Origin of the sequence: Pseudomonas sp. 5P_3.1_Bac2, assembly GCF_025465995.1 — a bacterium.
Taxonomy (GTDB): domain Bacteria; phylum Pseudomonadota; class Gammaproteobacteria; order Pseudomonadales; family Pseudomonadaceae; genus Aquipseudomonas.
On the sequence record NZ_JANLNY010000023.1, the window covers coordinates 358020 to 382082 of the forward strand.

Annotated in this window: 24 protein-coding genes; 21 read left to right on the forward strand and 3 right to left on the reverse strand. The window is 60.9% G+C overall.

The window, feature by feature from the left end:
* The first annotated feature begins 9 nt into the window (after nucleotides 1-9).
* From NTD81_RS14715 to NTD81_RS14815, 21 genes are all read left to right on the forward strand, one after another.
* The gene (locus NTD81_RS14715) at nucleotides 10-270 is read left to right on the forward strand and encodes an acyl carrier protein (RefSeq protein ID WP_262183360.1); all 261 of its coding nucleotides are present in this window, start codon (nucleotides 10-12) and stop codon (nucleotides 268-270) included.
* A complete protein-coding gene (locus NTD81_RS14720) occupies nucleotides 270-815 on the forward strand; it encodes a hypothetical protein (RefSeq protein WP_262183361.1) in 546 nt (181 codons plus the stop codon). The genes NTD81_RS14715 and NTD81_RS14720 overlap by 1 nt, the downstream gene beginning before the upstream one ends.
* Nucleotides 812-2509 carry an acyl-CoA synthetase family protein gene (locus NTD81_RS14725; RefSeq protein ID WP_262183362.1) on the forward strand — a complete coding sequence of 566 codons (1698 nt, stop codon included), beginning with the start codon at nucleotides 812-814 and terminating at the stop codon, nucleotides 2507-2509. The genes NTD81_RS14720 and NTD81_RS14725 overlap by 4 nt, the downstream gene beginning before the upstream one ends.
* A complete protein-coding gene (locus NTD81_RS14730) occupies nucleotides 2502-3236 on the forward strand; it encodes a glycosyltransferase family 2 protein (protein WP_262183363.1) in 735 nt (244 codons plus the stop codon). Before NTD81_RS14725 ends, NTD81_RS14730 begins: the two co-directional genes overlap by 8 nt.
* Nucleotides 3233-4168, forward strand: coding sequence for a glycosyl transferase (locus NTD81_RS14735; RefSeq protein WP_262183364.1), 936 nt, complete (start codon nucleotides 3233-3235; stop codon nucleotides 4166-4168). The genes NTD81_RS14730 and NTD81_RS14735 overlap by 4 nt, the downstream gene beginning before the upstream one ends.
* The gene (gene hutH, locus NTD81_RS14740) at nucleotides 4149-5690 is read left to right on the forward strand and encodes a histidine ammonia-lyase (RefSeq protein ID WP_262183365.1); all 1542 of its coding nucleotides are present in this window, start codon (nucleotides 4149-4151) and stop codon (nucleotides 5688-5690) included. Before NTD81_RS14735 ends, hutH begins: the two co-directional genes overlap by 20 nt.
* Complete coding sequence (locus NTD81_RS14745) at nucleotides 5683-6108, forward strand: acyl-CoA thioesterase (protein ID WP_262183366.1); 426 nt, start codon at nucleotides 5683-5685, stop codon at nucleotides 6106-6108. Before hutH ends, NTD81_RS14745 begins: the two co-directional genes overlap by 8 nt.
* A gap of 191 nt (nucleotides 6109-6299) precedes the next feature.
* Complete coding sequence (locus NTD81_RS14750; protein ID WP_262183367.1) at nucleotides 6300-6926, forward strand: outer membrane lipoprotein carrier protein LolA; 627 nt, start codon at nucleotides 6300-6302, stop codon at nucleotides 6924-6926.
* The gene (locus tag NTD81_RS14755; RefSeq protein WP_262183368.1) at nucleotides 6916-9258 is read left to right on the forward strand and encodes an MMPL family transporter; all 2343 of its coding nucleotides are present in this window, start codon (nucleotides 6916-6918) and stop codon (nucleotides 9256-9258) included. The genes NTD81_RS14750 and NTD81_RS14755 overlap by 11 nt, the downstream gene beginning before the upstream one ends.
* Nucleotides 9252-10412 (forward strand): sodium:proton antiporter, encoded by a 1161-nt coding sequence (locus NTD81_RS14760; RefSeq protein WP_262183369.1) that lies wholly within the window; start codon nucleotides 9252-9254, stop codon nucleotides 10410-10412. The genes NTD81_RS14755 and NTD81_RS14760 overlap by 7 nt, the downstream gene beginning before the upstream one ends.
* Nucleotides 10399-11643 carry an NAD(P)/FAD-dependent oxidoreductase gene (locus tag NTD81_RS14765; protein WP_262183370.1) on the forward strand — a complete coding sequence of 415 codons (1245 nt, stop codon included), beginning with the start codon at nucleotides 10399-10401 and terminating at the stop codon, nucleotides 11641-11643. The genes NTD81_RS14760 and NTD81_RS14765 overlap by 14 nt, the downstream gene beginning before the upstream one ends.
* Before the next feature lie 26 nt (nucleotides 11644-11669).
* Complete coding sequence (locus tag NTD81_RS14770; protein WP_262183371.1) at nucleotides 11670-12395, forward strand: class I SAM-dependent methyltransferase; 726 nt, start codon at nucleotides 11670-11672, stop codon at nucleotides 12393-12395.
* Entirely contained in the window at nucleotides 12395-12895 is a 501-nt protein-coding gene (locus NTD81_RS14775; RefSeq protein ID WP_262183372.1) for a hypothetical protein, read from the forward strand. The genes NTD81_RS14770 and NTD81_RS14775 overlap by 1 nt, the downstream gene beginning before the upstream one ends.
* Nucleotides 12895-14103, forward strand: coding sequence for a beta-ketoacyl-[acyl-carrier-protein] synthase family protein (locus NTD81_RS14780; RefSeq protein WP_262183551.1), 1209 nt, complete (start codon nucleotides 12895-12897; stop codon nucleotides 14101-14103). The genes NTD81_RS14775 and NTD81_RS14780 overlap by 1 nt, the downstream gene beginning before the upstream one ends.
* The gene (locus NTD81_RS14785) at nucleotides 14100-14561 is read left to right on the forward strand and encodes a hotdog family protein (RefSeq protein WP_262183373.1); all 462 of its coding nucleotides are present in this window, start codon (nucleotides 14100-14102) and stop codon (nucleotides 14559-14561) included. Before NTD81_RS14780 ends, NTD81_RS14785 begins: the two co-directional genes overlap by 4 nt.
* The gene (gene fabG, locus NTD81_RS14790; RefSeq protein ID WP_262183374.1) at nucleotides 14561-15289 is read left to right on the forward strand and encodes a 3-oxoacyl-ACP reductase FabG; all 729 of its coding nucleotides are present in this window, start codon (nucleotides 14561-14563) and stop codon (nucleotides 15287-15289) included. Before NTD81_RS14785 ends, fabG begins: the two co-directional genes overlap by 1 nt.
* Nucleotides 15289-16524 carry a beta-ketoacyl-ACP synthase gene (locus NTD81_RS14795; protein ID WP_262183375.1) on the forward strand — a complete coding sequence of 412 codons (1236 nt, stop codon included), beginning with the start codon at nucleotides 15289-15291 and terminating at the stop codon, nucleotides 16522-16524. The genes fabG and NTD81_RS14795 overlap by 1 nt, the downstream gene beginning before the upstream one ends.
* 30 nt (nucleotides 16525-16554) lie before the next feature.
* On the forward strand, nucleotides 16555-17343 hold the full coding sequence (locus NTD81_RS14800; RefSeq protein ID WP_262183376.1) for a hypothetical protein: 789 nt from the start codon (nucleotides 16555-16557) through the stop codon (nucleotides 17341-17343).
* Between the two features lie 373 nt (nucleotides 17344-17716).
* Nucleotides 17717-18160 carry an excinuclease gene (locus NTD81_RS14805; protein WP_262183377.1) on the forward strand — a complete coding sequence of 148 codons (444 nt, stop codon included), beginning with the start codon at nucleotides 17717-17719 and terminating at the stop codon, nucleotides 18158-18160.
* Nucleotides 18150-18485, forward strand: coding sequence for a c-type cytochrome (locus NTD81_RS14810; RefSeq protein WP_262183378.1), 336 nt, complete (start codon nucleotides 18150-18152; stop codon nucleotides 18483-18485). The genes NTD81_RS14805 and NTD81_RS14810 overlap by 11 nt, the downstream gene beginning before the upstream one ends.
* A gap of 799 nt (nucleotides 18486-19284) precedes the next feature.
* Nucleotides 19285-20145, forward strand: a complete 861-nt coding sequence (locus NTD81_RS14815) for an aldo/keto reductase family oxidoreductase (protein ID WP_262183379.1) — start codon at nucleotides 19285-19287, stop codon at nucleotides 20143-20145.
* A gap of 252 nt (nucleotides 20146-20397) precedes the next feature.
* Here NTD81_RS14815 and NTD81_RS14820 read toward each other — a convergent pair whose 3' ends face one another.
* From NTD81_RS14820 to NTD81_RS14830, 3 genes are all read right to left on the reverse strand, one after another.
* Nucleotides 20398-21279: a GNAT family N-acetyltransferase gene (locus NTD81_RS14820; protein ID WP_262183380.1), complete on the reverse strand. Its 882-nt coding sequence runs from the start codon at nucleotides 21277-21279 to the stop codon at nucleotides 20398-20400.
* 78 nt (nucleotides 21280-21357) lie between these two features.
* Nucleotides 21358-22425: a uroporphyrinogen decarboxylase gene (gene hemE, locus NTD81_RS14825; RefSeq protein WP_262183381.1), complete on the reverse strand. Its 1068-nt coding sequence runs from the start codon at nucleotides 22423-22425 to the stop codon at nucleotides 21358-21360.
* A 219-nt stretch (nucleotides 22426-22644) separates the two neighbouring features.
* Nucleotides 22645-24063, reverse strand: a complete 1419-nt coding sequence (locus NTD81_RS14830) for an FAD-dependent oxidoreductase (RefSeq protein ID WP_262183382.1) — start codon at nucleotides 24061-24063, stop codon at nucleotides 22645-22647.

Consider the following 24063-nt stretch of genomic DNA (forward strand, 5'->3'; position numbering starts at 1 on the left):
GAAGCCCGGATGCAAACTCGCGAAGAAATTTTCCACACCCTGCGTGACGCCTTGGTGGAGCTGTTCGAGCTGGACCCCGAGCGCATCACCCCCGAAGCCAACCTGTATCAAGATCTGGAGATCGACAGCATCGACGCCGTCGACCTGATCGACCATATCAAACGGCAAACCGGGAAGAAGCTCGCCGCCGAAGAGTTCAAGGCGGTGCGCACCGTAGGTGACGTGGTCGAGGCCGTGCTGCAGCTGGTCAACAACCCAGCCCACGAATAATGGGCCGCCTGTTTGGCCTGCTGCTGTTTATCGCCGCACTGCTGTACCCCTTTGCCGTGTACTACGGCATGGAACACTGCTCACCCCAGGTGTTTGCCCTGGCGCTGGGCGTGCTATGGCTGGCACGAGGCCTGAGCCAACGCGATAAACCGGGCAACACGTGGACCACCCTGCTCGCCCTGGGCTTTTGCCTGCTGCTGGGGCTGGCGGGGGAACCGCATTTACTGCGCTGGTATCCGGTGTTGCTCAATGGCTTTTTGTTCGCGCTGTTTAGCCACAGCCTGAAGTTCGGCCCACCGTTGATCGAACGCCTAGCGCGGCTGCGCGAGCCTAATCTGCCGCCGGTTGCAATTAAGCATACGCGGCGGGTGACCCAGGTTTGGATGGGATTTTTCTTATTCAACGGCTTAGTGGTGGTGGCCCTTAACCTCTGGGCGCCGCTGAGCTGGTGGACGCTCTACACCGGCCTGATTGCCTACGGCCTGATGGGCCTACTGTTTGTCGGTGAGTGGCTGGTCCGCCAGCACGTAAGGAGACATGAATGACCTGGCTAACCCTCGAGCAACTGCTTGTCGAAGCCCATCCGCAGCGCCCCATCACGCCGACTATGGATCAGCCGACGCTGCGCCGGCACGCCTTGCAACTGGCCGCGTGCTTGCAGCAACGCGGCATCCGCAACGTGGCGCTGTATCTGGACGATGCCGGCGAGCTGGCCATTGCCCTGCTGGCCGCCTGGCGCGCGGGTGTCAGCGTGGTGCTGCCGGCTGACGCCCAGGCACAGACTCGCCAGCGCCTGGCGCAGCACTGTGACCTGTGGCTGGACAACCTCGATAGCCTGCTCAGCGCCGATGGCCCGGCCCTGCCCGCAGCCGCGCTAGAGTTGCCGCATTGCCAACTGACCCTGAGCACCTCGGGCTCCACGGGCGAGGCCAAGCTGATCCAGAAAAACCTGCGCCAACTGAGCAATGAAGTCGAGGCGCTGGAGCAACTGTGGGGTGCGCAACTGCAAGGTGCGACCCTCTTCGGCAGCGTCGCCACGCAACATATCTACGGCCTGTTATTCCGCGTGCTGTGGCCGTTGTGTGCCGGGCGAATGCTGTGGCCACGGGCGCTGCCTTTCCCGGAAGACTTACAACGGGAAAGCCTGGCCCATAGCCGCACGCTTAATGCCGATGGCAGCCCAGCGCGCTTTGCCTGGGTGACCAGCCCGGCCCTGCTTAAGCGCATGGGCGATAACCTCGATTGGCCAGCGCTGCGCCAAGTGGCGCAAGTGTTCTCCTCCGGCGGTGCGCTGCCAGCCGACACGGCCAGCACCCTGCATCAGCTGCTCGGCCAGTGGCCCAGCGAAATCTATGGCAGCTCGGAAACCGGCGGCATCGCCTGGCGCCAAGGTGGCGAACAGTGGACGCCCTTTGCCGGCGTCGCCCTGGGCCAGGACGAGCACGGCGCGCTCAATCTGACCTCGCCCTACCTGCCCGAAGGCCAGCGCGAACAAACCGCCGATGCCGTGAGTATCGGCGCCGATGGCCGCTTTGTGCTGCGCGGGCGGCTGGACCGGATCATCAAGCTGGAAGAAAAACGCATCTCCCTGCCCATGCTGGAGCAGGCGCTGAGCAGCCATGAGTGGCTCAGCGACGCCCGCTTAGGCGTGATTCAAGAGGGCCGCGCCTACCTCGGTGCACTGGTCAGCTTGAGCCCCGCCGGCGTACATGCCCTGCGTAACCAAGGGCGGCGTGCGGTCACTGAGGCCCTGCGCAGCCACCTCGCGCATCACTGCGAGGCCATCGCCCTGCCGCGCCGTTGGCGCCTGCTCGCGCAACTGCCCTATAACAGCCAAGGCAAGCTGCCGCAGAGCCTGGTTGAGCAACTGCTGAACGCGCCCCGGCCCACACAGGTCGAGCCGAGCGCGGTGCAGGAGCAAGACGGCGAGTGGCAATTGCAGCTGGAGATTCCCCTGGACCTGGCCCATTTCAGCGGCCACTTCCCGCAAACGCCAGTGCTGCCCGGGGTGGTGCAAGTCGATTGGGCCCAGCAACTGGCCCGGCAACTGATGCCTGAACTGCCACCGCGTTTTGTCGGCATGGAAGTGCTGAAGTTTCAGCAACTGGTGCGCCCCGGTGATCGCGTGCAACTGAGCCTGCGTTTCGACAGCGAGCGCGGCAAACTCTACTTTGCCTTGCGCAATGGCGAGGCGCCCTGCTCCTCGGGCCGCATCCTCCTCGGAGGCGCCCGTGCATAAGCCCTGCGCGGTAATTCCGGTGTACAACCACGGGCAGACCCTGCCGGCGGTAGTTGCGGCCGTGCACCAGCAAGGCCTGCCTTGCGTGCTGGTGGACGATGCCAGCAACGCCGAATGCGCGGCGGTAATGACGCAGCTTGCCAATCAGGTGGACACCTTCTTGGTGCGCCTGGCCGTTAACCAAGGCAAGGGCGGAGCGGTGATGGCCGGCCTGCGTGAGGCCGCGCGTTTAGGCTTTAGCCACGCCCTGCAAGTGGACGCCGATGGCCAACACGAGCTGGCCGATGTCGCACCGTTCTTGGCCGCCTCGCAAGCCCAGCCGCAGGCGCTGATTTGCGGCTACCCCCAATACGATGCCAGCGTGCCCAAGGGCCGTTTATATGGCCGTTATCTGACCCATGTGTGGGTGTGGATCAACAGCCTGTCGCTGGCCATCCGCGACTCCATGTGCGGCTTTCGCGTCTATCCACTGCCCAGCACTTTAGCCCTGATCAACAGCCACCGGCTCGGTACGCGGATGGACTTCGACCCGGAGATTCTGGTGCGTCTGGCTTGGCGTAATCAGCCCATGCACTGGCTGCCGACCCGCGTGCATTACCCGGCCGACGGGCTCTCACATTTTCGTTTGTGGCAGGACAACGCGCTGATTTCCAAGATGCACGCCAAGCTGTTCTTCGGCATGTTGTGGCGCGCGCCGGCGATCCTCTGGCGCAGGTGGCGCGGATGAAAAAGCAGCACTGGGCGCAACAGCGCGAGCGCGGCAGCTACTGGCTGATGCGCCTGACCATGGGCCTCAATCGCCTGCTTGGGCGGCGTCTGCTCAGCCCCTTGCTGTATCTGATCGTGCTGTATTTCTTTGTCTTTGGCGGCAAGGCGCGCAAGAGCATCTGGGAGTACCAGCAGCACCTCGCCCAGTGGAGTGGGCGCGATGATTTACGCCCCAGCCGGCGCCGGGTGTTCCGCCAATTTATGAGCTTTGCCGACAGCCTGCTGGATAAGCTCGATGTCTGGAACGGCAAGATGAGCCTGACGCGCATGAGCCTGGATGACCCCGCGCATCTGTGCCGCACGCTCTACCAAGAAGGTCGTGGACAGATCCTGGTGGCCGCCCATTTGGGCAACTTGGAAGTGTGCCGGGCCCTGGCCGAAGTCGGCGAGCAAGTGACGATTAATGTGCTGGTTCACACCAAACATGCCGAGCAGTTCAATCGCCTGCTCGGTGAGGCCGGCGCCACCCACCTGCGTCTGATCCAGGTCAGCGAGCTGGACGCTGCGGTCATGCTGCAATTGTCCGAACGCCTTGCCTGTGGCGAGTGGCTGGCAATTGCCGGCGACCGCGTGCCGCTCAAAGAGGGGCGCCGCGCGCGGGTCAATTTCCTCGGCCAGCCGGCGGACTTTCCGCAAGGTCCGTGGCTACTGGCGGGCTTGCTGCAGTGCCCGGTCAATCTGATTTATTGCCTAAAAACTGATTCGCGATACCAGGTGTTTATCGAGGCGTTTGCCGAGCGCCTGCAGTGGAAACGTAGTGAGCGTGAGCAGGTGATCCAACTCTGTGCCCAGCGTTATGCCGATAGCCTCGCGCAGCGCTGCCTGAGCGCGCCGTTGCAGTGGTTCAACTTCTACCCGTTTTGGAATAAAGATGACAACAAAGCAGCCTGATCCGGTTTTGTTTGGCGAACGCCCCTTAAGCATCGAGCAGGTGGTGGCCGTCGCCCAGCGCAGCGCGCCGACCCAGTTGCAGAGCGACGCCGCCTACCGCGAAAAAATCGCCAAGGGCGCGCGCTTCCTCGACAGTTTGCTGGATCGCGAAGGCGAGGTGTACGGCATCACCACCGGCTATGGTGACTCCTGCATCGTCGCCGTGCCGCTCAATCAGGTCGAAGCGCTGCCGCGTCATCTGTACACCTTCCACGGCTGTGGCCTGGGCAAATTACTCGATGCAGCGAGCGCCCGGGCGGTACTCGCGGTGCGTTTGCAAACCCTCTGCCACGGCGTCTCCGGGGTACGGGTGGAACTGCTGGAACGCCTGCAAGCCTTCCTCGCCCACGACATCCTGCCGCTGATTCCTGAAGAAGGCTCGGTCGGCGCCAGCGGGGATCTGACCCCGCTGTCGTATGTCGCCGCCACCCTAAGCGGTGAGCGAGAGGTGCTGTATCAAGGCGAGCGCCGCAGCGCTGCTGAGGTCCACGCCGAGCTGGGCTGGACGCCACTGACCCTGCGCCCCAAAGAAGCCCTGGCGATCATGAACGGCACCGCCGTGATGACCGCCCTGGCCTGTCAGGCTTATTCGCGCGCCGACTATCTGCTCAAGCTGGCCACGCGTATCACCGCGCTCAACGTGGTAGCGCTGGAAGGCAATCCGGAGCATTTCGACGAGCGCCTGTTCGCCGCCAAACCCCACCCCGGTCAGACCCAAGTCGCCGCCTGGCTGCGTGAGGACTTGGCGATCAACGCGCCGACCGCGCCGCTGCATCGCCTGCAGGATCGCTACTCGCTGCGCTGCGCCCCCCACGTGCTCGGCGTGCTGGCCGACAGTCTGGGGCTGCTGCGCCAGTTCATCGAAATTGAACTCAACAGTGCCAACGACAACCCACTGATCGACGCCGAAGCCGAACGGGTGCTGCATGGCGGGCACTTCTACGGCGGCCATATCGCCTTCGCCATGGACAGCCTGAAAAACCTGGTCGGTAACGTCGCCGATCTGCTGGATCGGCAGCTCGCCCTGCTGGTGGACGTGCGCTACAACCACGGCCTGCCCAGCAACCTGTCCGGCGCGCCAGCCGCAACCGCGATGATCAACCACGGCTTTAAGGCCGTGCAGATCGGCGCCAGCGCCTGGACTGCCGAAGCCCTGAAAAACACCATGCCGGCCAGCGTGTTCTCGCGCTCCACCGAGTGTCACAACCAAGACAAAGTCAGCATGGGCACCATCGCCGCCCGCGACGCCCTGCGTAGCCTGGAGCTGACCGAGCAGGTCGCCGCCGCCACCCTGCTGGCCGCCAACCAAGGCGTGTGGTTGCGCCAGCGCGCCGGTAAAGACGATATCCCCGCGCCGCTGGCGGCCATGCGAGAACAACTGGCCAGCGAGTTTGCCCCGGTGATTGAAGACCGCGGGCTGGAAGCCGAGCTGCGCCACTGCTTGGTGCGTATCCGCGAACAACACTGGAGTCTCTATGCGTAGCCAAGGCGTGGTGCAAGCGCAGATCGAACTGCAGGTGCCGTTCTTCGATGTCGACAGCATGGAGGTGGTCTGGCACGGCCACTACGTCAAATACTTCGAGCAGGCGCGCTGTGCCCTGCTCGATAAAATCGGCCACGGCTACGCGCAAATGCGCGACGCCGGTTACGCCTGGCCGGTGATTGATCTGCAAGTGCGCTATATGCGCGGCGCGGTGTTTGGCCAGCAAATTAGCGTGCGCGCCGATTTGGTCGAGTGGGAGAACCGCCTGAAGATCAACTACCTGATCCGCGATGCCGCCACCGGTGAACGCATGACCCGTGGCAGCAGCGTGCAGGTAGCGGTGGAGATCGCCAGCCGCGAGATGCAGTTTGTCTCGCCCAAGGTGTTCACCGACGCCGTAGCCAAGGTGCTGGCATGAAACTCTGGCGCTGGGCCGCGCACTGGCTAACCAGCAGCCGTGGCCAGCCCCGTAGCATGGGTGTAACCCATCACTGTGCGGTCAGTCTGAAACCCCTTCGTACCGCTGCTATGGGCGCGTCCGATGACATCTGCGCACGGGCCCAAAAACCGCAGCCGCGCAGGATGGGGGCAAGCCATCACTGCGCGGTCATGGGCACGCCCCGCCAAACTCGTGGCCAATGCATATTGCCCCTAAGCCTGCTGCTCAGCGCCCTCTTGTTCTGCGCCCAGGCCCAAGCCTTTGACTTGGACCAACTTAGCGCTCAGCTCAGCCAGCCGACGGTGATTCGCGGCCCGCTGATTCAAGAGAAGCACCTGCGCGCCCTGCCCAAACCACTGAGCAGCCGTGGCCAGTTTGTATTGAGTGCGGAGCACGGCCTGCTCTGGCAGCTGCGCAGCCCGCTCGCGCAGGACTACCGCATCGACCGCAACGGCATCTTCAAACGTGTGGCCAACGGCTGGCAGCAACAGCCGGGACAAGATATCGCCGCCCAACAGAGCCGCTTGTTTCTCGCCGTGCTCAAAGGCGATCACACAGGCTTAGCGCAAGACTTTGACCTAAAGCTCAGCGGCAACGCCAGCCAGTGGCAATTGCAGCTGACGCCTAAATCACTGCTGCTCAAACAAATCTTTAACGGCATTGGCATCTCCGGTGGCGCCCTGGTCGAGCAGATCGAACTGGACGAAACCCAGGGGGATCGCACCGTCCTGCGCCTGCCGGCCAACCAAATCGGCGATAGCCTCAGCGCACAGGAGCAAAGCGACTTTGCCCAGTGAGCGCTGGTTGCCGCGTAGCTTTTTAGTGCTGCTCTGCGCCGTACTGGCGCTGGCTGCCTGGCAATGGCGCAACGGCCCGCCAGTGGCGGCGGACATGCTCGCCCTGCTGCCCAAGAGCAGCGGCGACGCGCGGGTACAACAAGCCGAACAACGCATGCAGGCGCCGCTTAATCGCGACGTGCTGCTACTGGTCGGCCACCCGCAGCGTGAGCAGGCTATCGCCCTGACTCAACAACTGGCCGAGCAATGGCAAGCCAGCGGGCGCTTTAGCCAGGTGCAGTGGCAAGCCAATCAGGACCTCGCCGCGCTGCGTGAGGCGCTTAAGCACAACCGCTTGGCCTTGCTGTCTGGCGCCGACCGCCAACTGCTGATTGAGCACCCCGAGCAGTGGCTTGCACAGCGCGCCGCGCAACTGTTTGACCCCTTCGCCAGCATCAGCCTGCTGCCATTGCAGGATGACTGGCTCGGCCTCGGCGCCCGCGCCCAGCAAGCACTGAACAGCAACAGCCGGGTACAACCCGACTTGAGCAGCGGCGCCCTGCTGCTGCAAGGCGATGGCCTGACCTGGGCGCTGCTGCGCGCCAGCGCCAACGGCAGCGCTTTCGATATGCACGAGCCACCGCAAATTGCGGCACTGCTTGAGCAATCGCGCAGCCAAGTCACGGCGGCAGGCGGGCAACTGCTGGCCACCGGCGGCGTGCTCTACGCCGCTGCCGGGCAAGCCAAAGCCAGCCGCGAGATCAGCCTGATTGGCGGCGGTGCGACCCTCGGCACGCTGCTGCTGTTGCTCTTGGTTTTTCGCCGCTTGCGCGTGCTGCTCAGCCTACTGCCCGTGGCCATGGCCTTGCTGGCCGGAGTGAGCGCTTGCGTGCTGCTGTTCGGCCAGATCAACGCCCTGACCTTGGTCCTCGGCGCCAGCTTAGTCGGCGTGGCGGCGGACTATCCGCAGCACTACCTGAGTAAGAGCTGGGCCAGCCTTGGCGGTGCGCCTCGGTGGGACAGCTGGGCCGCCGTGCGCGCCAGTCTGCCGGGTCTGAATCTGAGTTTGGCCAGCAACCTGATCGGCTATCTGGCGCTGGCCTTTACCCCCTTCCCCGCGCTGACCCAAGTGGCGGTGTTTTCCGCGGCTGGCTTGCTCGCGGCTTACCTGTGTTCGGTCTGTCTGCTGCCGGCCTGGCTGCGCGGCTTACGCCTGAGCCCTGCGCCCAGTTTGCTGCGTCTGAGCCAACGGGCGCTGCACTGGCGCCAGGCCTTGCTCGGTAAAATCGGCAGCGCACCTTTGGCCGGGCTGTTGCTACTGTTTTGCGCCGGTGGGCTGTGGCAGTTGCACAGCCAAAATGATCTGCGCCAATGGCTGGGCAAGGAGCCGCAACTAGCGGCGCAAGCCCAGCAAATCGCCGAGCTGACCGGGCAACAACCCACCAGCCAGTTCTTCCTGGTCCGCGCCAGCCACCTTGAGCAACTGCTGGAGCGCCAGGCACAGCTCGGCCTCCGTCTGGACCAAGCCATCGCGGCCGGGCAACTGCGCGGCTACCTCAGCCTGAATCAATTAGTCGCCCCCGCCAGCCAGTTGAATGCGCTGCACGCGGCCCTGCAACAACTGCCCAAACATTGGCAGCCACTGCTGGACGCCGGCCTCGAACCTGCGGCCCTGCAGCAGGAACTCAAGCAACTGCTAGACAGCCCCGCGCCCAGCCTGGAACAAACACTGGCCAGCCCTATCGGCGAGCCGTGGCGGCCATTGTGGCTAGGCCAGCAGGCGGACGGCGTGGCGGCCATCGTCAGCTTGCAGGGCCTGACTGACAGTGGCGCCTTGCAACAGCTGGCGAGGGACTTGCCACAGGTGCAGTTGGTCGACCGCATCGCTGAACTCAATCAACTGTTTAGCGACACCCAACTGAGCGCCGCCGAACTCAAGTTACTTTCCAGCCTGGCGATCGTGCTGTTGCTGTGCATCCCCTTCGGTTTACCGGGGGCACTGCGGGTGGTTTGTCTGCCGCTCTTAGCCGCGCTCAGCGCGTTGGCGTGCTTGGGCTGGCTGGGGCAACCGCTGACGCTGTTTAGCCTGTTTGGCTTGCTGCTGATCACCGCCATTGGTGTCGACTACGCCATCCTGATGCGCGAGAACATCGGCGGCCCGGCGGTGAGCTTGCTCGGCACCCTACTCTCGGCGCTGACCAGCTGGCTGTCGTTTGGCCTGTTGCTGATCAGCGCTACGCCGGCGATTGCCAACTTCGGTTTAGCCATCAGCCTCGGCCTGCTGTTCTGCTTCTTGCTCGCACCTTGGGCCGGGCAACAGCCAAACACAACCACGGGTACACAACCATGTTAATCGCCGCGTTTTGGCTGCTTGCTCTGCTGCTATACGCCTCGCTCGCGCTGCTCGCCGGCAAACGCCTGATCCCCATCGTCGCGCAGTTACTGGTGGCCAGTTTGGCCATCCCCACCTTGCTGTTGGTCTGGGTCGAACCACACTGGCAGTTAAGCGCCGCAGAGCTGCTCGCCCCGCAGTGGCTGCAAGGCCTGTACAACCTGTGCTTCGCCTTGCTGCTGGGTTACATCCTGAGTGATGTGATCGACCTTAAAGTCAGCAGCGCCAGCCTGCGAATCGCCATCCCCAGCTTTGCCCTGCCGATGCTGACCGGTGTGGCCTGCGCGTACTGGTTATTGCCCGGCGAGTGGGGCTGGCTCAGTGCGGTGGGCATTGGCCTGCTGTTTTCGATCACCGCGATCCCGGTGCTCTATCTGTTTTTGCAGAGCATCGGCTACCCGCCGGCGGCGACTAAACGCCTGCTGCATGCAGCCATCCTCATGGACTTTATGTGCTGGAGCCTGTTTGGCCTGGCCCAAGGCAGCAGCAATCCGGCCACCCTGCTTTGGCCGCTGCTGGCCGCCACCCTGCCCCTGCTGCTGCGCGCCTTGGGTGTGCGCCATGGGCTGGTTTACAGCTTATGTTTTTTTGCCCTGATGCTGCTGTTGCAGCAGCTGCATTTAAACGCCCTGGTGTTTGGCATCGCTTACATGCTGTGCCTCGGCGCACTGAAACAGCCCTTTGTGCTGCCGTTACCAGAACCGCAGTGGAAGTTGTTGCTCAATGGCCTGGCAGTGCCACTGATCCTCACCTACGGCGTCCTGCGGGTGGACTTCCATGGCGTCAGCCAAGGCCTGTCGTGGGCCTATCTGCTGCCGCTGCTGGTGCTGCCAGTGCTGAGCAAAGTACTGGGCAGTTGGCTGGGCCTGCATTGGGCCGCACCGGCGGCCAGCGCCCGGGTGAAGTGGCGGGAAAGTCTGCTGCTGAACATTCGCGGCCTGACCGAAATTGTTTTCCTCAACTTGCTGCTACAGCTGCAGTTGATTGATGCACTGGTGTATTTCAGCTTGCTGCTGATGAGTTTGTTTTCCACCTTACTGCCGGCACTGCTCGGCACACGATCTGCCAACTATAAAATTGCCAATGAGGCGAAAAGTAGTCATGAAGTCACTTGAAGTCGAACAACGTCAGGTAGTGGTCATCGGCGCGGGGCCATCGGGCGCCATTGCGGCAACCTTGCTCAAACGCCAGGGGCACGACGTGTTGCTGCTGGAGCGTCAGCGCTTCCCACGCTTCTCCATTGGCGAGAGCTTGCTCTCCCACTGCCTCGACTTTGTCGAGGAAGCCGGCATGCTCGAGGCGGTCCGCGCCGCAGGGTTTCAAACCAAGCATGGCGCCGCGTTCGGTTGGGGCGAGCGCTACACCGAGTTTGATTTCCGCGACACCTTCACCCCGGGCCAAGGTTCGACTTATCAGGTGGTGCGCGCCGACTTCGACAAGCTGCTGGCAGACCAAGCCGAGCTGCAAGGCGTGGAGATCCGCTACGAAGAAGAAATCTTCGCCGTGGACTTCAGCCAAGCGCAGCCCATCCTGAGCGTCCGGCGCCTGGCCGACGCCCACGAATATCAAGTGCAGTGCACCTTTGTCCTCGATGGCAGCGGTTACGGCCGGGTCCTGCCGCGCCTGCTCGACCTCGATACACCGTCCAGCTTCCCGGTGCGCAAAGCGCTGTTCACCCACGTTGAGGATCGCAGTGCCGGCACCGGCTTTGACCGCGAAAAAATCCTCATCACCACCCATCCGACCCTGCGTGACGTGTGGTTCTGGACTATCCCGTTCAGCAATGGCCGCTGCTCGGTCGGGGTAGTGGCAGACGCCCAACGCTATGACGGCCGTCCGGAAGATCTGGACCAGTGCCTCCAGCAATTTATCGCCGAGACTCCAAGCTTGCACAAGGTGCTGAAAAACGCCGTATGGGACACCCCGGCGCGCACCATCGGCGGCTACTCGGCCAACGTCAAAGCCTTGCATGGTCCAGGCTTTGCCCTGCTGGGCAACGCCGCGGAATTCCTCGACCCGGTATTCAGCTCCGGTGTGACCATCGCCATGCGCTCGGCGAGCATGGCTGCCGGCCTGCTGCACCGCCAACTGAGCGGCGAGCAGGTGGACTGGCAGAACGAGTTTGCCGTACCGCTGAAGCGTGGCGTCGATACCTTCCGCGTGTACGTCGAGGGCTGGTATGACGGCAGCTTCCAGGATGTGATTTTCTTCGAAAAATCCCAACCGGAAATCCGCCGCATGATCAGCTCGATCCTCGCCGGCTACGCATGGGATGCCAATAACCCCTATGTGGCTGAGCCCAAGCGGCGCCTGCGGGTGCTCGCCGAGCTGTGCGCCAGCGCCTAAGTTCAGAACAATAAGCAAGGAGCCCTATGAATAATCCAGCCGCCACCTATGTGGAAGAAACCCGCTTCGGTTTTTGGTTTCTGCAGAGCCACGTCTGGCAACATCACGTGCTGCGCGTCGCGATCAACGATCTGCTGCGCCTGCACGCTGAGCCCTTGCCCGACGCACCAGTGCTACTGGATGCTGGCTGCGGCCAGGGGCGCTCCTTCAGCTTGTTGGCGCAGGCATTTAAGCCGGCGCAGTTGCTCGGCTTGGATGCCGACCCGCACAGCCTCGACTGCTCCCGGGCCGAAGCACAACGCTTAGGCCTCGAGGTGCAACTGATCAACAGTGACTGCGCCAAGATCGACCTGGCCGATGCCAGCGTCGATCTGCTGTTCTGTCACCAGACCTTTCACCACTTGGTCGAACAGGAGCAAGCGCTTAAGGAGTTCTGGCGCGTGCTCAAACCCGGCGGCCGTTTGCTGTTTGCCGAGTCGACCAAGTACTACATCGATACCTGGGTGATCCGCTGGCTGTTCCGCCACCCCATGCACGTGCAGAAAAGCGCTGACGAATATCTGGCCATGCTGCGCCAACAGGGTTTCGAGTTTACCGAGCAAAACGTCTCGTACCCGTATCTGTGGTGGAGCCGTTCCAGCGACTTCGGCCTGCTCGAGCGCTGGGGCATCTGTCAGCCAAAACCCGTTGGCCAACGCCAGGAAACCCTGGTCAATGTGGTGGCGCGCAAGCCGCTGGAGGCCACCCCTTAATGCTGCGCGTACTGCTCTTGAGCCTGGGCCTGCTGCTGAGCGCTTGCGTCAGCCAAACCCCGCTGCCGCAGCAGATGCCGAGCTGGCCCGCGCCACTGCCGCTGAGCCTGCACGTGCAGCGCATCAGCAGCGAGGCAACGCAGAGCTGGTGGCTGGTGCTGCAAGACGAAGGCGGCGTGCTGCGCGCCTCGTTATTCGACCCACTGGGCGTGCCCTTGGCCCGGCAACAACTGCTCGCTGGCCAGTGGCATAACGATGGATTGCTGCCGCCCAATGCCGAGGCGCGTCAGCTGTTCAGTGCGCTGTTGTTTGCCTTAAGCGAGCCCGCGCAACTGGCGCAACTTTACCCCGCCGGCAACTGGCAAGTGCTGGCCGATGGCAGCCGCCGCTTAGCGCCCAACTGGCAAGTGCAGTACCGCTCGGCATTGCTGTTTAGCCTGCAGGCAGGCTCTGGGCTGCACTACCAAATCAGTCCCCTCGATGATGACAAGGCTCAATGATGGTCACCTACCTCAACGCCCTCGGTCTTAATTGCGCCCTTGGCCAAGGCAAAGCGGCCGTGGCCCAAGCCCTGTTTGCCGGTGACAGCAGCGGCATGCGCGCACAAGCCGGCTGGGTGCGTGAACAAAGCCTCACCGTCGGCAGCGTGCCCGGTGAGCTGCCAACGCCACCGGCTCAGCTGGGCCATCCGCTGTGCCGCAACAACCAGCTGCTGCTCGCCGCCGCCCTGGAAATTGAGCCCGAGCTGCGCACCGCGCTTGAGCAATACGGTCCTAGCCGCGTCGCCGTCATCCTCGGCACCAGCACCACCGGTATCGAAGAGGCCAGCCAAGGTATCGGCGAATTTCTTCAACACGGTGCATTGCCGCAGAGTTACCACTACAGCCAGCAAGAGCTGGTCGAGCCGGCCAGTTTTTTAAGCGATTGGCTGGGCCTGAGCGGCCCCTGCTACAGCATCTCCACCGCTTGCACCTCAGGGGCGCGGGCTTTGCTCAGCGCGCAGCGCCTGCTGCGGTTAGGCATTTGCGACGCAGTGATTTGCGGCGGGGTGGACAGCCTCTGCCGCCTGACCCTTAACGGTTTTTCTGCGCTGGAAGCCGTCAGCCCGGCGCCCTGCTTGCCGTTCTCGGCCAACCGTCGGGGCATCAATATCGGTGAAGGTGCCGCGCTGTTTTTAATGACCCGAGAGCCGCTGCCTGGCAGCGCCGCTATCGTCCTGCGGGGAGCTGGCGCCAGTTGCGATGCGCACCATATTTCCGCGCCGCAACCCGCCGGCCTCGGCGCCCAAGCAGCGATGCATAAAGCCTTGCAGGCAGCGGGCCTTGCCGCCACGGAGATCGACTACCTCAACCTGCACGGCACCGCCACCCAGCATAACGACGCCATGGAGAGCCTGGCCGTACACGCGGTGTTCCCCACAGGCGTGGCCTGCTCCTCAAGCAAGCCGTTGACCGGTCACACCTTGGGCGCTGCCGGTGCGCTGGAAGCGGCCTTCTGCTGGCTCAGTTTAAGTCGCTACAACCCCGACCTCTTGCTGCCGCCACAACTGGGCGACGGCGTGGCAGACCCCGCACTGCCGGCCTTACATTTAGTGCAGCACGGTCAACAGTTGGCTAAACGCCATGGACGTCACTTGATGAGCAATTCCTTCGCCTTTGGCGGCAATAACATCAGCCTGATTCTCAGCGACGCGCAGGCACCGGCATGAACATCTGGCCCGTAGCAGAACTGGTGCCGCATGCCGGCGATATGATCCTGATCGATCAGGTCATAAGCTTCAGCGCAGAAGATATCCACACCTGCCTGACCGTGCGCGCAGGCGGCTTGTTCAATCAGGCCGACGGCAGCTTGCCGGCTTGGCTGGGCATCGAGCTGATGGCACAAAGCGTGGCCGCCTACGCCGGTTGCCAAGCGCGCTTGCGTGGCGAGCCGGTGGAGCTGGGTTTCTTGCTCGGCACGCGCAGCTATCAGTGCAATGTTGAGCACTTTCCCTTAGGCGCCGAGCTGCAGATTCACGCCACCCGCTCGCTACAAGACGACAACGGCATGGGCGTGTTCGAGTGCCATTTAAACGGCCCCGGCATTGAGGCCATGGCGCGCCTTAATGTGTTCCGCCCGCCGCAGGTGGCCAGTTATTTACAAGAAGAGTTTCAGGAAGCGCATTGATGAGTGAAAGCATTCTGGTCACCGGCTCCAGCCGTGGTATCGGCCGCGCCATTGCCCTGCGTCTGGCCCAAAGCGGCTACGACATCGTCCTGCATTGCCGCTCGCGGCGCGACGAAGCCCAAGCCGTGCAAGCGCAGATCGAAGCGCTGGGCCAACGCGCACGCATCCTCCAGTTTGACGTAGCCGAGCGCGCCACCTGCCGCGCCATTCTTGAAGCGGACGTGGAGCAGCACGGCGCCTATTACGGCGTGGTGTGTAACGCCGGTCTGACCCGCGACGGCGCCTTCCCGGCGCTCAGTGAAGACGATTGGGACAGCGTGCTACGTACCAACCTCGATGGCTTCTTCAATGTTTTGCAGCCGCTGACCATGCCGATGATTCGGCGGCGCAAGGCCGGGCGCATCGTCTGCATCACCTCGGTGTCGGGGCTGATCGGCAACCGTGGCCAGGTCAATTACAGCGCCAGCAAGGCCGGCGTAATTGGCGCAGCCAAAGCCCTAGCCATCGAGCTGGGCAAACGCAAGATCACGGTCAACTGCGTGGCTCCGGGCCTGATCGACACCGACATCGTCGATGAGGATGTGCCGATTGCAGAGATCCTCAAAATGGTCCCGGCGGCGCGCATGGGTACCCCCGAAGAAGTGGCCGGCGCAGTGAATTTTCTGATGTCTGAGGAGGCGGCTTACATCACCCGCCAAGTCCTCGCAGTAAACGGTGGGTTGTGCTGATGAGCGGATTTAAACGAGTAGTCGTCACCGGCATGGCTGGCGTGACCTCCCTGGGCAGTGACTGGCCGACCATCGAGGGCCATTTTCGTGCCGGCAAAAGCGGCATCCGCTATATGCACGAGTGGGAGCGTTACAGCGAACTCAACACCCGCCTAGGCGGCCCGGTGGATGATTTTGAAACGCCCAAGCACTGGACCCGCAAACAAACGCGCAGCATGGGCCGGGTCAGCAAGCTGGCGGTGTACGCCGCCGAACGCGCCCTGGAGCATGCCGGCTTGCTCGGTGATCCTTGCATTAGCGACGGCCGGATGGGCGTGGCGTGCGGTTCGTCCACCGGCAGCACCGAAGAGGTCAAAGCCTTCGGCAATATGCTGCTCAACTCGGTGGCCGACGGTCTCAACGCCAACTCCTATATCCGCATGATGCCGCACACCACGGCGGCCAATATCAGCATCTTCTTCGGCCTCAAGGGCCGCCTGATTCCGACGTCCAGCGCCTGCACCAGCGGCAGTCAGGGCATCGGCTATGCCTATGAGGCGATCAAGTTCGGCCGCCTGAAAATGATGCTCGCCGGCGGCGCTGAAGAGCTGTGCCCGACCGAGGCCATGGTGTTCGATGCGCTGTATGCCACCAGCCTGAAAAACGCCACGCCGCACCTCTCGCCACGGCCCTATGACCGTGACCGCGATGGCTTGGTGATCGGTGAAGGCGCCGGCATTTTGGTCCTCGAGGAGTTGGAACACGCCCTGGCCCGTGGCGCGACTATCTACGCCGAAATCGTCGGCTTCGGCTGCAACGCCGACGGCCAACACGCGACCAAACCGGTGCAGGCGACCATGCGCGGGGCGATGGAGTTAGCCCTCGAAGATGCCGGCTTGCAACCGTCCGCCATCGGCTATGTGAATGGCCACGGCACCGCTACCGAACAGGGCGATGTGGCGGAAACACTGGCCACCCAAGAGCTGTTCGGTGCACAGATGCCAATCAGCTCGCAAAAGAGCTATTTCGGCCACACCCTCGGCGCCTGTGGTGCGCTGGAGTCTTGGTTTAGCATCGAGATGATGAATGCCAACCAGTATGTGCCCACGCTTAACCTGGACAACATCGATCCGGCCTGCGCGGAGCTTGACTACCTGCGCGGTGAATTCCGCACACTGAATAACGACTACGTGATGAACAACAACTTCGCCTTTGGTGGCGTGAACACGTCACTGATTTTCCGGCGATGGAATTAACCATCGCCATCACCCCCAGGAGTTAAAGGAATGACTCGAACTTACCGGAACCTGATGTTGTTAGCTGCAGCGCTGTTACTCAGCGCCTGTACTAGCAAGCCGATCTACAACCCAAGCGATAAGCTCTCCAGCAATCTGGATATCACCGACCTCGAGATGCAGAGAGCTATCATCACTGCCCTGGCTCAGCGAAACTGGACAGTGCAAGCCGTCCAGCCCGGCAAGATCCAGGCAGAAATTACCGTGCGTAAACATCATGCAGAAATTGACATCCCTTACTCTCCCACATCGCTGCAGATTCTTTACCGCGCTAGCTCGAATCTCAATTACAAGAACGGGGCGATTCACCGCAACTACAACCGCTGGGTAAAAAATCTGCGCGTAAATATTCTCAGGGAGCTCAACATAGATGTCTTTGATGAGCGCTTAAATCGCCTGAAGATTGAAGAGCGCACAACCTACCAAGACTTCAACGATGCCGTGCAAAGTTCTATCCAAGCGGGCTTTCTGGACGGCAGTGTAAAGTTCTACTTAGCCGGGCAAACAACGCCAAGTGACGCCACCAAGATCCGCACCCAATACAGCAGCCGCAAGACTAACGCCTCAAACAAGAACGAAAGCGATGCCTGCCTCCGCTCCCTTCAGTCCGCCCTGCTAAGTTTGCAGAATAGCGCCAAACAAAACGGTGCCAATGCGGTGGTCAATATCATTAGCCTCAACCAGCTCGACGCCTACAAAGACCCACAAAAATATCAGTGCACAACGGGAAAATTGATGTCCAGCGTTACCTTGCGTGGTGATCTAGTGACCTTTAAATAAGACGGGCGATGAATAAAAAGGCCCAGAACCCTTAATGCAAACGCCCCGACATGTTCGGGGCGTTTGCATTAAGGGCCATCTAAATATTCCATTTCCACAATCACCCTCAGTACACCTCGTGCACGGCGATCGAAGCAACTACGCCCATAAAACACCTCGGCAAGACGCCACAGCCGACATTACAAACCCTGCTATCGTGAAAGCAGGCTATAAATCATGGCAATAAATAGACTATCGTACGAAAAATATTGAGCCCTCTTTGAGCAGAGGTCAGACCAGGCAAAATAGGCCAGCAAGCGCAGTTTCTGCCACGAGGTGCTCGCCATATAAGCCAGGACATATTTCCAACCCACCACGCCCCTCAGAGGAAATGATGAAAATAAAACATTGGATCATCGCAGCAGCCTGTCTTTCAGCCCTTCCAAGCATTAGCCAGGCCCGCGACACCACCCTCTTCCCCGACTTCGCCACAGCGGTGCAAGAAGCCACCAACGCCGGTCGTTTGGACGGCAGCGTGAAGTTCTACCTGGCCGGTACCCAACCTGCCGGTAAAGTCAGCGTGGTGAAGTCAGGCGTGACTACCAGCCAGAAGACCAACGCCTTTAACAAGTCCGATGAAGGCGCCTGCAGCTGGGCCCTGCAATCGGCCCTGATCCGCCTGCAAAATGCAGCCAAAGCTGCCGGTGCCAACGCCGTGGTCAACCTGGCCAGCAACTACAAAAACGTTGAGTACAAAAACAGCAAAAACTACGAATGCCATGCCGGCGCGATCATGGCTGGCGTCGCCCTGAAAGGCGATCTCGCCATTGCTAAGTAAAGCGTTGCAGGGCGGTGTACTCACCGCCCTGCTCCTGGCAAGCCTGCCGGCCAGCGCACAAGTCGATGGCCAGCAGCTCTTCCAGCAGCACTGCAGTAAATGCCATGGTGCCAACGGCAACGCCCATACCCTGCGCGGCTGGTTGCTGTTTGCGCAGAACCTGAGCAAGCCCAAGTGGCAAGCCAACACCACCGATGACGAGATCCTCCACGCCATCCAACAAGGCCCAGGCGCCATGCCCGCCTACGCGGAAAAACTCAGCAGCGAAGAACAACAAGCGCTGCTCAAGCATTTGCGCAGCCTAGCCAAACCAACCCCCGAGTAAACCCGTAGGGTGGGTGCAACCCACCAGCAAGGCGGGTAAAACCGTAAGGTGAGTGCAACCCACCATCTGCACCACCAAAGCCCCCGCCTAACCATCCCGGCTTACGCCGCTGCGCGGCTAATCCAGGCTACGTCACAACCCTCTCCAGACAACCGCTCACATCGTGAGGTGGGTAAACCCACCACCAAGGCAGGCAAACCGTAGGGTGGGTGCAACCCACCACCTGTACCAGCAAAGCCCCCACCTAACCATCCCGGCTTACGCCGCTGCGCGACTAATCCAGGCTACGTCACAACCCTCTCCAGACCACCGCTCACACCGTGGGTTTGGGTAAACCAACCACCAAGGCAGGCAAACCGTAGGGTGGGTGAAACCCACCATCCTGCACCAGCAAAGCCCCCACCTAACCATCCCGGATTACGCCGCTGCGCGGATAATCCAGGCTACGTCACAGCCCTCCCCAGGCACCCACTCTCACCGTGGGTGTGGGTAAACCAACCCCCAAGGCAGGCAAACCGTAGGGTGGGTGCAACCCACCATCTGCACAACCAAAGCCCCCGCCTAACCATCCCGGCTTACGCCGCTGCGCGGCTAATCCAGGCTACGTTTTAAGCGATATGCGGCCATTGGCCTGACTGAACTTCATTCACCGCTACGCCTCACACTGACTCAGCGGCGCTACTTGCAGCGCCGTAGCGACTCTAAAGCCCGCGCGCTAGGCACAGCAGATGCTCCCCGGCCCGTTTCGTTTAACGCCCCACGTCAGCCTTTCACATCGATGCATTCAGGAGTCGACACCATGTCAGTAGTTGATCAGGCCGGTACCTTCACCCTCGGCCACCGCGCGGTAAAACGCCTCGGTTATGGCGCCATGCAACTGGCCGGGCCCAATGTGTTCGGCCCGCCCCAAGACCATCAAGGCGCTTTGGCGGTACTACGTGCCGCCATTGCCGCCGGGGTTAACCATATCGACACCAGCGACTTCTACGGCCCCCATGTCACCAACCAACTGATCCGCGAAGCGCTGCACCCCTACCCCGACGACTTGGTGTTGGTGACCAAGATCGGCTGCCGGCGTAGCGACGAAGGCGCTTGGCTGCCCGCAGCCTCCGCCAAGGAGCTAACCCAGGCGGTGCACGACAACCTGCGCAATCTAAAACTGGATGTTTTGGAGGTGGTCAATCTGCGCATTATGTTTAGCCAGATCGGCCCAGCGGAAGGCTCTATCGAAGAGCCCTTAAACGTCCTCGCCGAGCTGCAACAGCAAGGACTGGTGCGTCATATCGGCTTAAGCAACGTCACCGCCAAACAGGTGGAGCAAGGCCGCGCCTTGGTGCCAATCGTGTGCGTGCAGAACTACTACAACCTGGCCCACCGCAGCGACGATGCGCTGATCGATCAGCTCGCCGCCGCCAATATCGCCTACGTGCCGTTCTTCCCCCTAGGCGGTTTTAGCCCCCTGAAGTCCGCAGCCCTGGCGCAGGTCGCGCAAGAGCTCGGCGCCTCACCACTACAAGTGGCCCAAGCCTGGCTGCTGCAACGCTCAGCCAATATCCTGCTGATCCCCGGCACCTCATCAGTGGCGCACCTAGAGGAAAACCTCAAAGCCGGAAAACTCAAACTACCCGCCGAGGCGTTGGCCAAACTCAACGCGATTTGATTACGCCCTAAGGTGGATAGCGCTCTAACCAGCCGCCATGCCCCATATCCAACCTTGCAGCACCTGATCCACACCCCACCGCAGCGGTGGATAACTAAAGGTTATCCACCCTACGCAAACGTGCCCATTCCTCAGGGCGGGTGGCGCTTCATCCAGCCGCCATTGGCCGGTACGGCTGATGCATAAGCAGGGAATCAAGACAATATTCATATAGCGAGGATAAGCAAATGTGACCAAACCAACTAAGCGGGTCTACGACAGGTTCTTTACATAGGTGCCATATTGCCATTTAGCCGGATTAGCTAAATCGCCAACCAACCGATTCATATATACATCGGTATCGTCTGCTTCAAAGAAAACCTTTGCACGACGCGTGAGCAAGACATTGGCCTCCTGATAAAAGAAGGCGCGATAGACTTCAACATCTGCTTCGTTCTTGCCCCCAAAATAAGCGACTTCTATAGCATCAGCCAGTTCTTCCCCCACAATAAAATACGCAACAACCGGATAACTCCCAGTATCTTTAGAGCTGACCAACAAAGCTTTAGACGCAACCATATTGATGCTGTCTTTAATTCGTTCGAAAAACCAACTCGGGGTAAACCCATCAGCTATGGCATTAACGCTTGCGTGATATTTTTTATAATTTAGGAATAACAGTCGCTCAACCTCTTCGAGGTCTTTATTGTTAAGCTGGCTAAAAGCTCTGACCTGAAAACCTTGTAAATCAGAAGGGGCAGAGAGTTTCTGGTCTATCTCAACCTCGTAGGTCTTGCGGGCCAGAGAAAATCTATTTTTAAGCAAAAAACCAATCAGCGCGTGGTCAGTTGCCGAGGTAAGACATTGCAGCTTTTGCCTAGCAGACAAGGCTTGCAGACGATTTAAAATCGATGATGCGATACCTCTGCGCCTTACATTTTCTGCAACGTGAAGAACAATATACTCCCGAGCACTATGAAACTTTCTTTGCTCGATAATTCCTACACCTTTCAGCGCACCAGAGCTTAGCGCTACAACGGCAATATAACGTTCGCCAACACGAATATTATATTCTTCCAGGTACGCTTCAAGCTGAGTTTGCATACCCTTACTTATATACTCCTGACCCACAGAGTTTAAGTAAACTATGTCCATATAAAACTCCTTCCTACCCCTCCTAATACTAAAAAAGCCGCTAAATAGCGGCTTTTTTGCTCAATCCAATATCCACCTCTACTGGTGATACTGCGCCGACAGCTCGTGCACTGCATCAAAGAAAGCGCCAGCATGGGCTGGGTCGACTTCTGGGGTGATGCCGTGGCCGAGGTTAAACACTTGGCCGGTGCCTTGGCCGTAACTGGCCAGGATGCGCCCGACTTCAGCGCGGATCGCCGCGGGGTTGGCATAGAGCACGCTCGGGTCCATGTTGCCTTGCAGCGCCACTTGGCTGCCGACGCGGGCGCGGGCGCTGCCGATGTCGCAGGTCCAGTCCAGGCCCAGGGCTTCGGCGCCGGTTTCAGCTAAGGATTCCAGCCACAGGCCGCCGCCTTTGGTGAACAGGATGACCGGCACGCGGCGGCCGTCGTGTTCGCGGATCAGGCCGTCGACGATCTGCTTCATATAGCGCAGGGAAAACTCTTGGTAGGCCGCAGCCGACAGCGCGCCGCCCCAGGAGTCGAAAATCTGCACCGCTTGGGCGCCGGCCTTGATCTGGCCGTTGAGGTAAGTGGTGACCGATTTGGCCAGCTTATCCAGCAGCGCGTGCATGGCTTGTGGATTGTCGTAGAGCATGGCCTTGGACTTGCGGAAGTCCTTCGACGAGCCGCCTTCGACCATATAGGTGGCCAGGGTCCAAGGGCTGCCGGAGAAGCCAATCAGCGGCACACGGCCGTTCAGCTCGCGGCGAATGGTGCGTACGGCGTCCATCACGTAACCCAGGTCTTGCTCTGGATCAGGAATCGGCAGGGCTTCGATATCGGCCAGGGTGTTGATGACCTTCTTGAAGCGCGGACCTTCGCCGGTTTCAAAGTACAGGCCTTGGCCCATGGCATCAGGGATGGTGAGGATATCGGAGAACAGAATCGCCGCGTCCAGTTGCGGGTAACGGTCCAGTGGCTGGATGGTGACTTCGCAGGCCATCTCTGGGTTCTTCATCAGGTTGACGAAGTTGCCGGCCTTGGCGCGGGTGGCACGGTATTCCGGGAGGTAACGACCCGCTTGGCGCATCATCCACACGGGGGTGACATCAACGGGCTGCTTTAGCAGAGCGCGAAGAAAGCGGTCGTTCTTCAGGACGGACATCGGCAGAATTCCTGGCAGTAGTTCAGCGGAGCATCAGTATAGGTGCCGCTAGCACATGCCACGGCCCTGATGCATAAACCTTAAAGCCGGGCATTGTCGCAAAGGGTTCAACAAAAGGCACGGAACCAGCCATGCCTTTTATCTATTGCGACTATTTGCCTCGGGGGCTGCCAGACCCGAATAACGGCCAGCACAGGGGCTTGTGCTGGCCATCGAGGCTTAGACGCCCAGGTAGTCGAGGATGCCTTCGGCGGCGTTGCGCCCCTCGAAGATCGCCGTGACCACCAAGTCCGAGCCGCGCACCATATCGCCACCGGCAAACACTTTCGGGTTGCTGGTTTGGTGTTTGAACTGGGCTTGTTCTGGCGCGACCACACGACCTTGGCTGTCGATATCGATTTTGAAATCGCTGAACCAAGGCGCCGGGCTTGGGCGGAAACCAAAGGCAATCAGCACCGCTTCGGCCGGGATGATTTCCTCGGAGCCAGGAATCGGCTCGGGGCTGCGGCGGCCACGGGCGTCCGGCGCGCCGAGACGGGTCTCGACCACCTTGATGCCTTCGACCTTGCCGTTGCCGACAATCTCAATCGGCTGGCGGTTGAAGAGAAATTTCACCCCTTCTTCCTTGGCGTTCTTCACCTCTTTACGCGAGCCAGGCATGTTCTCCTGGTCGCGGCGATAGGCGCAGGTCACGCTCTTGGCGCCCTGGCGGATCGAGGTGCGGTTGCAGTCCATGGCGGTGTCACCACCACCGAGCACCACCACGCGTTTGCCCTTCATATCGATAAAGTCTTCTGCCGCCTTTTCGAAACCCAGGTTGCGGTTGACGTTAGCGATCAGGAAATCCAAGGCATCGTGCACGCCAGGCAGGTCTTCACCGGGGAAGCCGCCCTTCATGTAGGTGTAGGTGCCCATGCCCATAAACACCGCATCGTATTCATCGAGCAGTTGTTGCAGGGTGATGTCTTGGCCGATTTCGGTGTTCAGGCGGAACTCCACACCCATGCCGGTGAACACTTCACGACGGCGGCTGAGCACGGATTTTTCCAGCTTGAACTCCGGGATACCGAAGGTCAGCAGACCACCAATTTCCGGGTTCTTATCGAACACCACCGGGGTCACGCCGTTGCGCACCAGCACGTCGGCACAGCCCAAGCCGGCAGGGCCTGCGCCAATCACGGCGACGCGTTTGCCAGTCGGTTTGACCTTGGACATATCCGGGCGCCAGCCCATGGCGAAGGCGGTGTCGGTGATGTACTTCTCCACCGAGCCGATGGTCACCGCGCCAAAACCGTCATTGAGGGTACAGGCACCCTCGCACAGACGATCCTGTGGGCACACCCGGCCGCAGACTTCCGGCAGGGTGTTGGTTTGGTGCGACAGCTCAGCGGCGGCGAGGATGTTGCCCTCGCTGACCAGCTTCAACCAGTTGGGAATGAAGTTGTGCACCGGGCACTTCCATTCGCAATACGGGTTGCCGCAGCCCAGGCACCGGTGGGCCTGTTCGGCCGACTGGGCGGGCTTAAAGTTGTCGTAGATCTCGACGAATTCCTTCTTACGCGCACGCAAGAGTTTCTTCTTCGGGTCTTTGCGCCCGACTTCGATGAACTGGAAGTCGTTATTCAGACGTTCAGTCAT

Bases quoted from the DNA above. Each gene is read 5' to 3' on its own strand.
- NTD81_RS14715 (WP_262183360.1), top strand. From the start codon at position 10: ATGCAAACTCGCGAAGAAATTTTCCACACCCTGCGTGACGCCTTGGTG.
- NTD81_RS14720 (WP_262183361.1), top strand. From the start codon at position 270: ATGGGCCGCCTGTTTGGCCTGCTGCTGTTTATCGCCGCACTGCTGTAC.
- NTD81_RS14725 (WP_262183362.1), top strand. From the start codon at position 812: ATGACCTGGCTAACCCTCGAGCAACTGCTTGTCGAAGCCCATCCGCAG.
- NTD81_RS14735 (WP_262183364.1), top strand. From the start codon at position 3,233: ATGAAAAAGCAGCACTGGGCGCAACAGCGCGAGCGCGGCAGCTACTGG.
- hutH (WP_262183365.1), top strand. From the start codon at position 4,149: ATGACAACAAAGCAGCCTGATCCGGTTTTGTTTGGCGAACGCCCCTTA.
- NTD81_RS14745 (WP_262183366.1), top strand. From the start codon at position 5,683: ATGCGTAGCCAAGGCGTGGTGCAAGCGCAGATCGAACTGCAGGTGCCG.
- NTD81_RS14750 (WP_262183367.1), top strand. From the start codon at position 6,300: ATGGGCACGCCCCGCCAAACTCGTGGCCAATGCATATTGCCCCTAAGC.
- NTD81_RS14760 (WP_262183369.1), top strand. From the start codon at position 9,252: ATGTTAATCGCCGCGTTTTGGCTGCTTGCTCTGCTGCTATACGCCTCG.
- NTD81_RS14765 (WP_262183370.1), top strand. From the start codon at position 10,399: ATGAAGTCACTTGAAGTCGAACAACGTCAGGTAGTGGTCATCGGCGCG.
- NTD81_RS14770 (WP_262183371.1), top strand. From the start codon at position 11,670: ATGAATAATCCAGCCGCCACCTATGTGGAAGAAACCCGCTTCGGTTTT.
- NTD81_RS14775 (WP_262183372.1), top strand. From the start codon at position 12,395: ATGCTGCGCGTACTGCTCTTGAGCCTGGGCCTGCTGCTGAGCGCTTGC.
- NTD81_RS14780 (WP_262183551.1), top strand. From the start codon at position 12,895: ATGGTCACCTACCTCAACGCCCTCGGTCTTAATTGCGCCCTTGGCCAA.
- NTD81_RS14785 (WP_262183373.1), top strand. From the start codon at position 14,100: ATGAACATCTGGCCCGTAGCAGAACTGGTGCCGCATGCCGGCGATATG.
- fabG (WP_262183374.1), top strand. From the start codon at position 14,561: ATGAGTGAAAGCATTCTGGTCACCGGCTCCAGCCGTGGTATCGGCCGC.
- NTD81_RS14795 (WP_262183375.1), top strand. From the start codon at position 15,289: ATGAGCGGATTTAAACGAGTAGTCGTCACCGGCATGGCTGGCGTGACC.
- NTD81_RS14800 (WP_262183376.1), top strand. From the start codon at position 16,555: ATGACTCGAACTTACCGGAACCTGATGTTGTTAGCTGCAGCGCTGTTA.
- NTD81_RS14805 (WP_262183377.1), top strand. From the start codon at position 17,717: ATGAAAATAAAACATTGGATCATCGCAGCAGCCTGTCTTTCAGCCCTT.
- NTD81_RS14815 (WP_262183379.1), top strand. From the start codon at position 19,285: ATGTCAGTAGTTGATCAGGCCGGTACCTTCACCCTCGGCCACCGCGCG.
- NTD81_RS14820 (WP_262183380.1), bottom strand. From the start codon at position 21,279: ATGGACATAGTTTACTTAAACTCTGTGGGTCAGGAGTATATAAGTAAG.
- hemE (WP_262183381.1), bottom strand. From the start codon at position 22,425: ATGTCCGTCCTGAAGAACGACCGCTTTCTTCGCGCTCTGCTAAAGCAG.
- NTD81_RS14830 (WP_262183382.1), bottom strand. From the start codon at position 24,063: ATGACTGAACGTCTGAATAACGACTTCCAGTTCATCGAAGTCGGGCGC.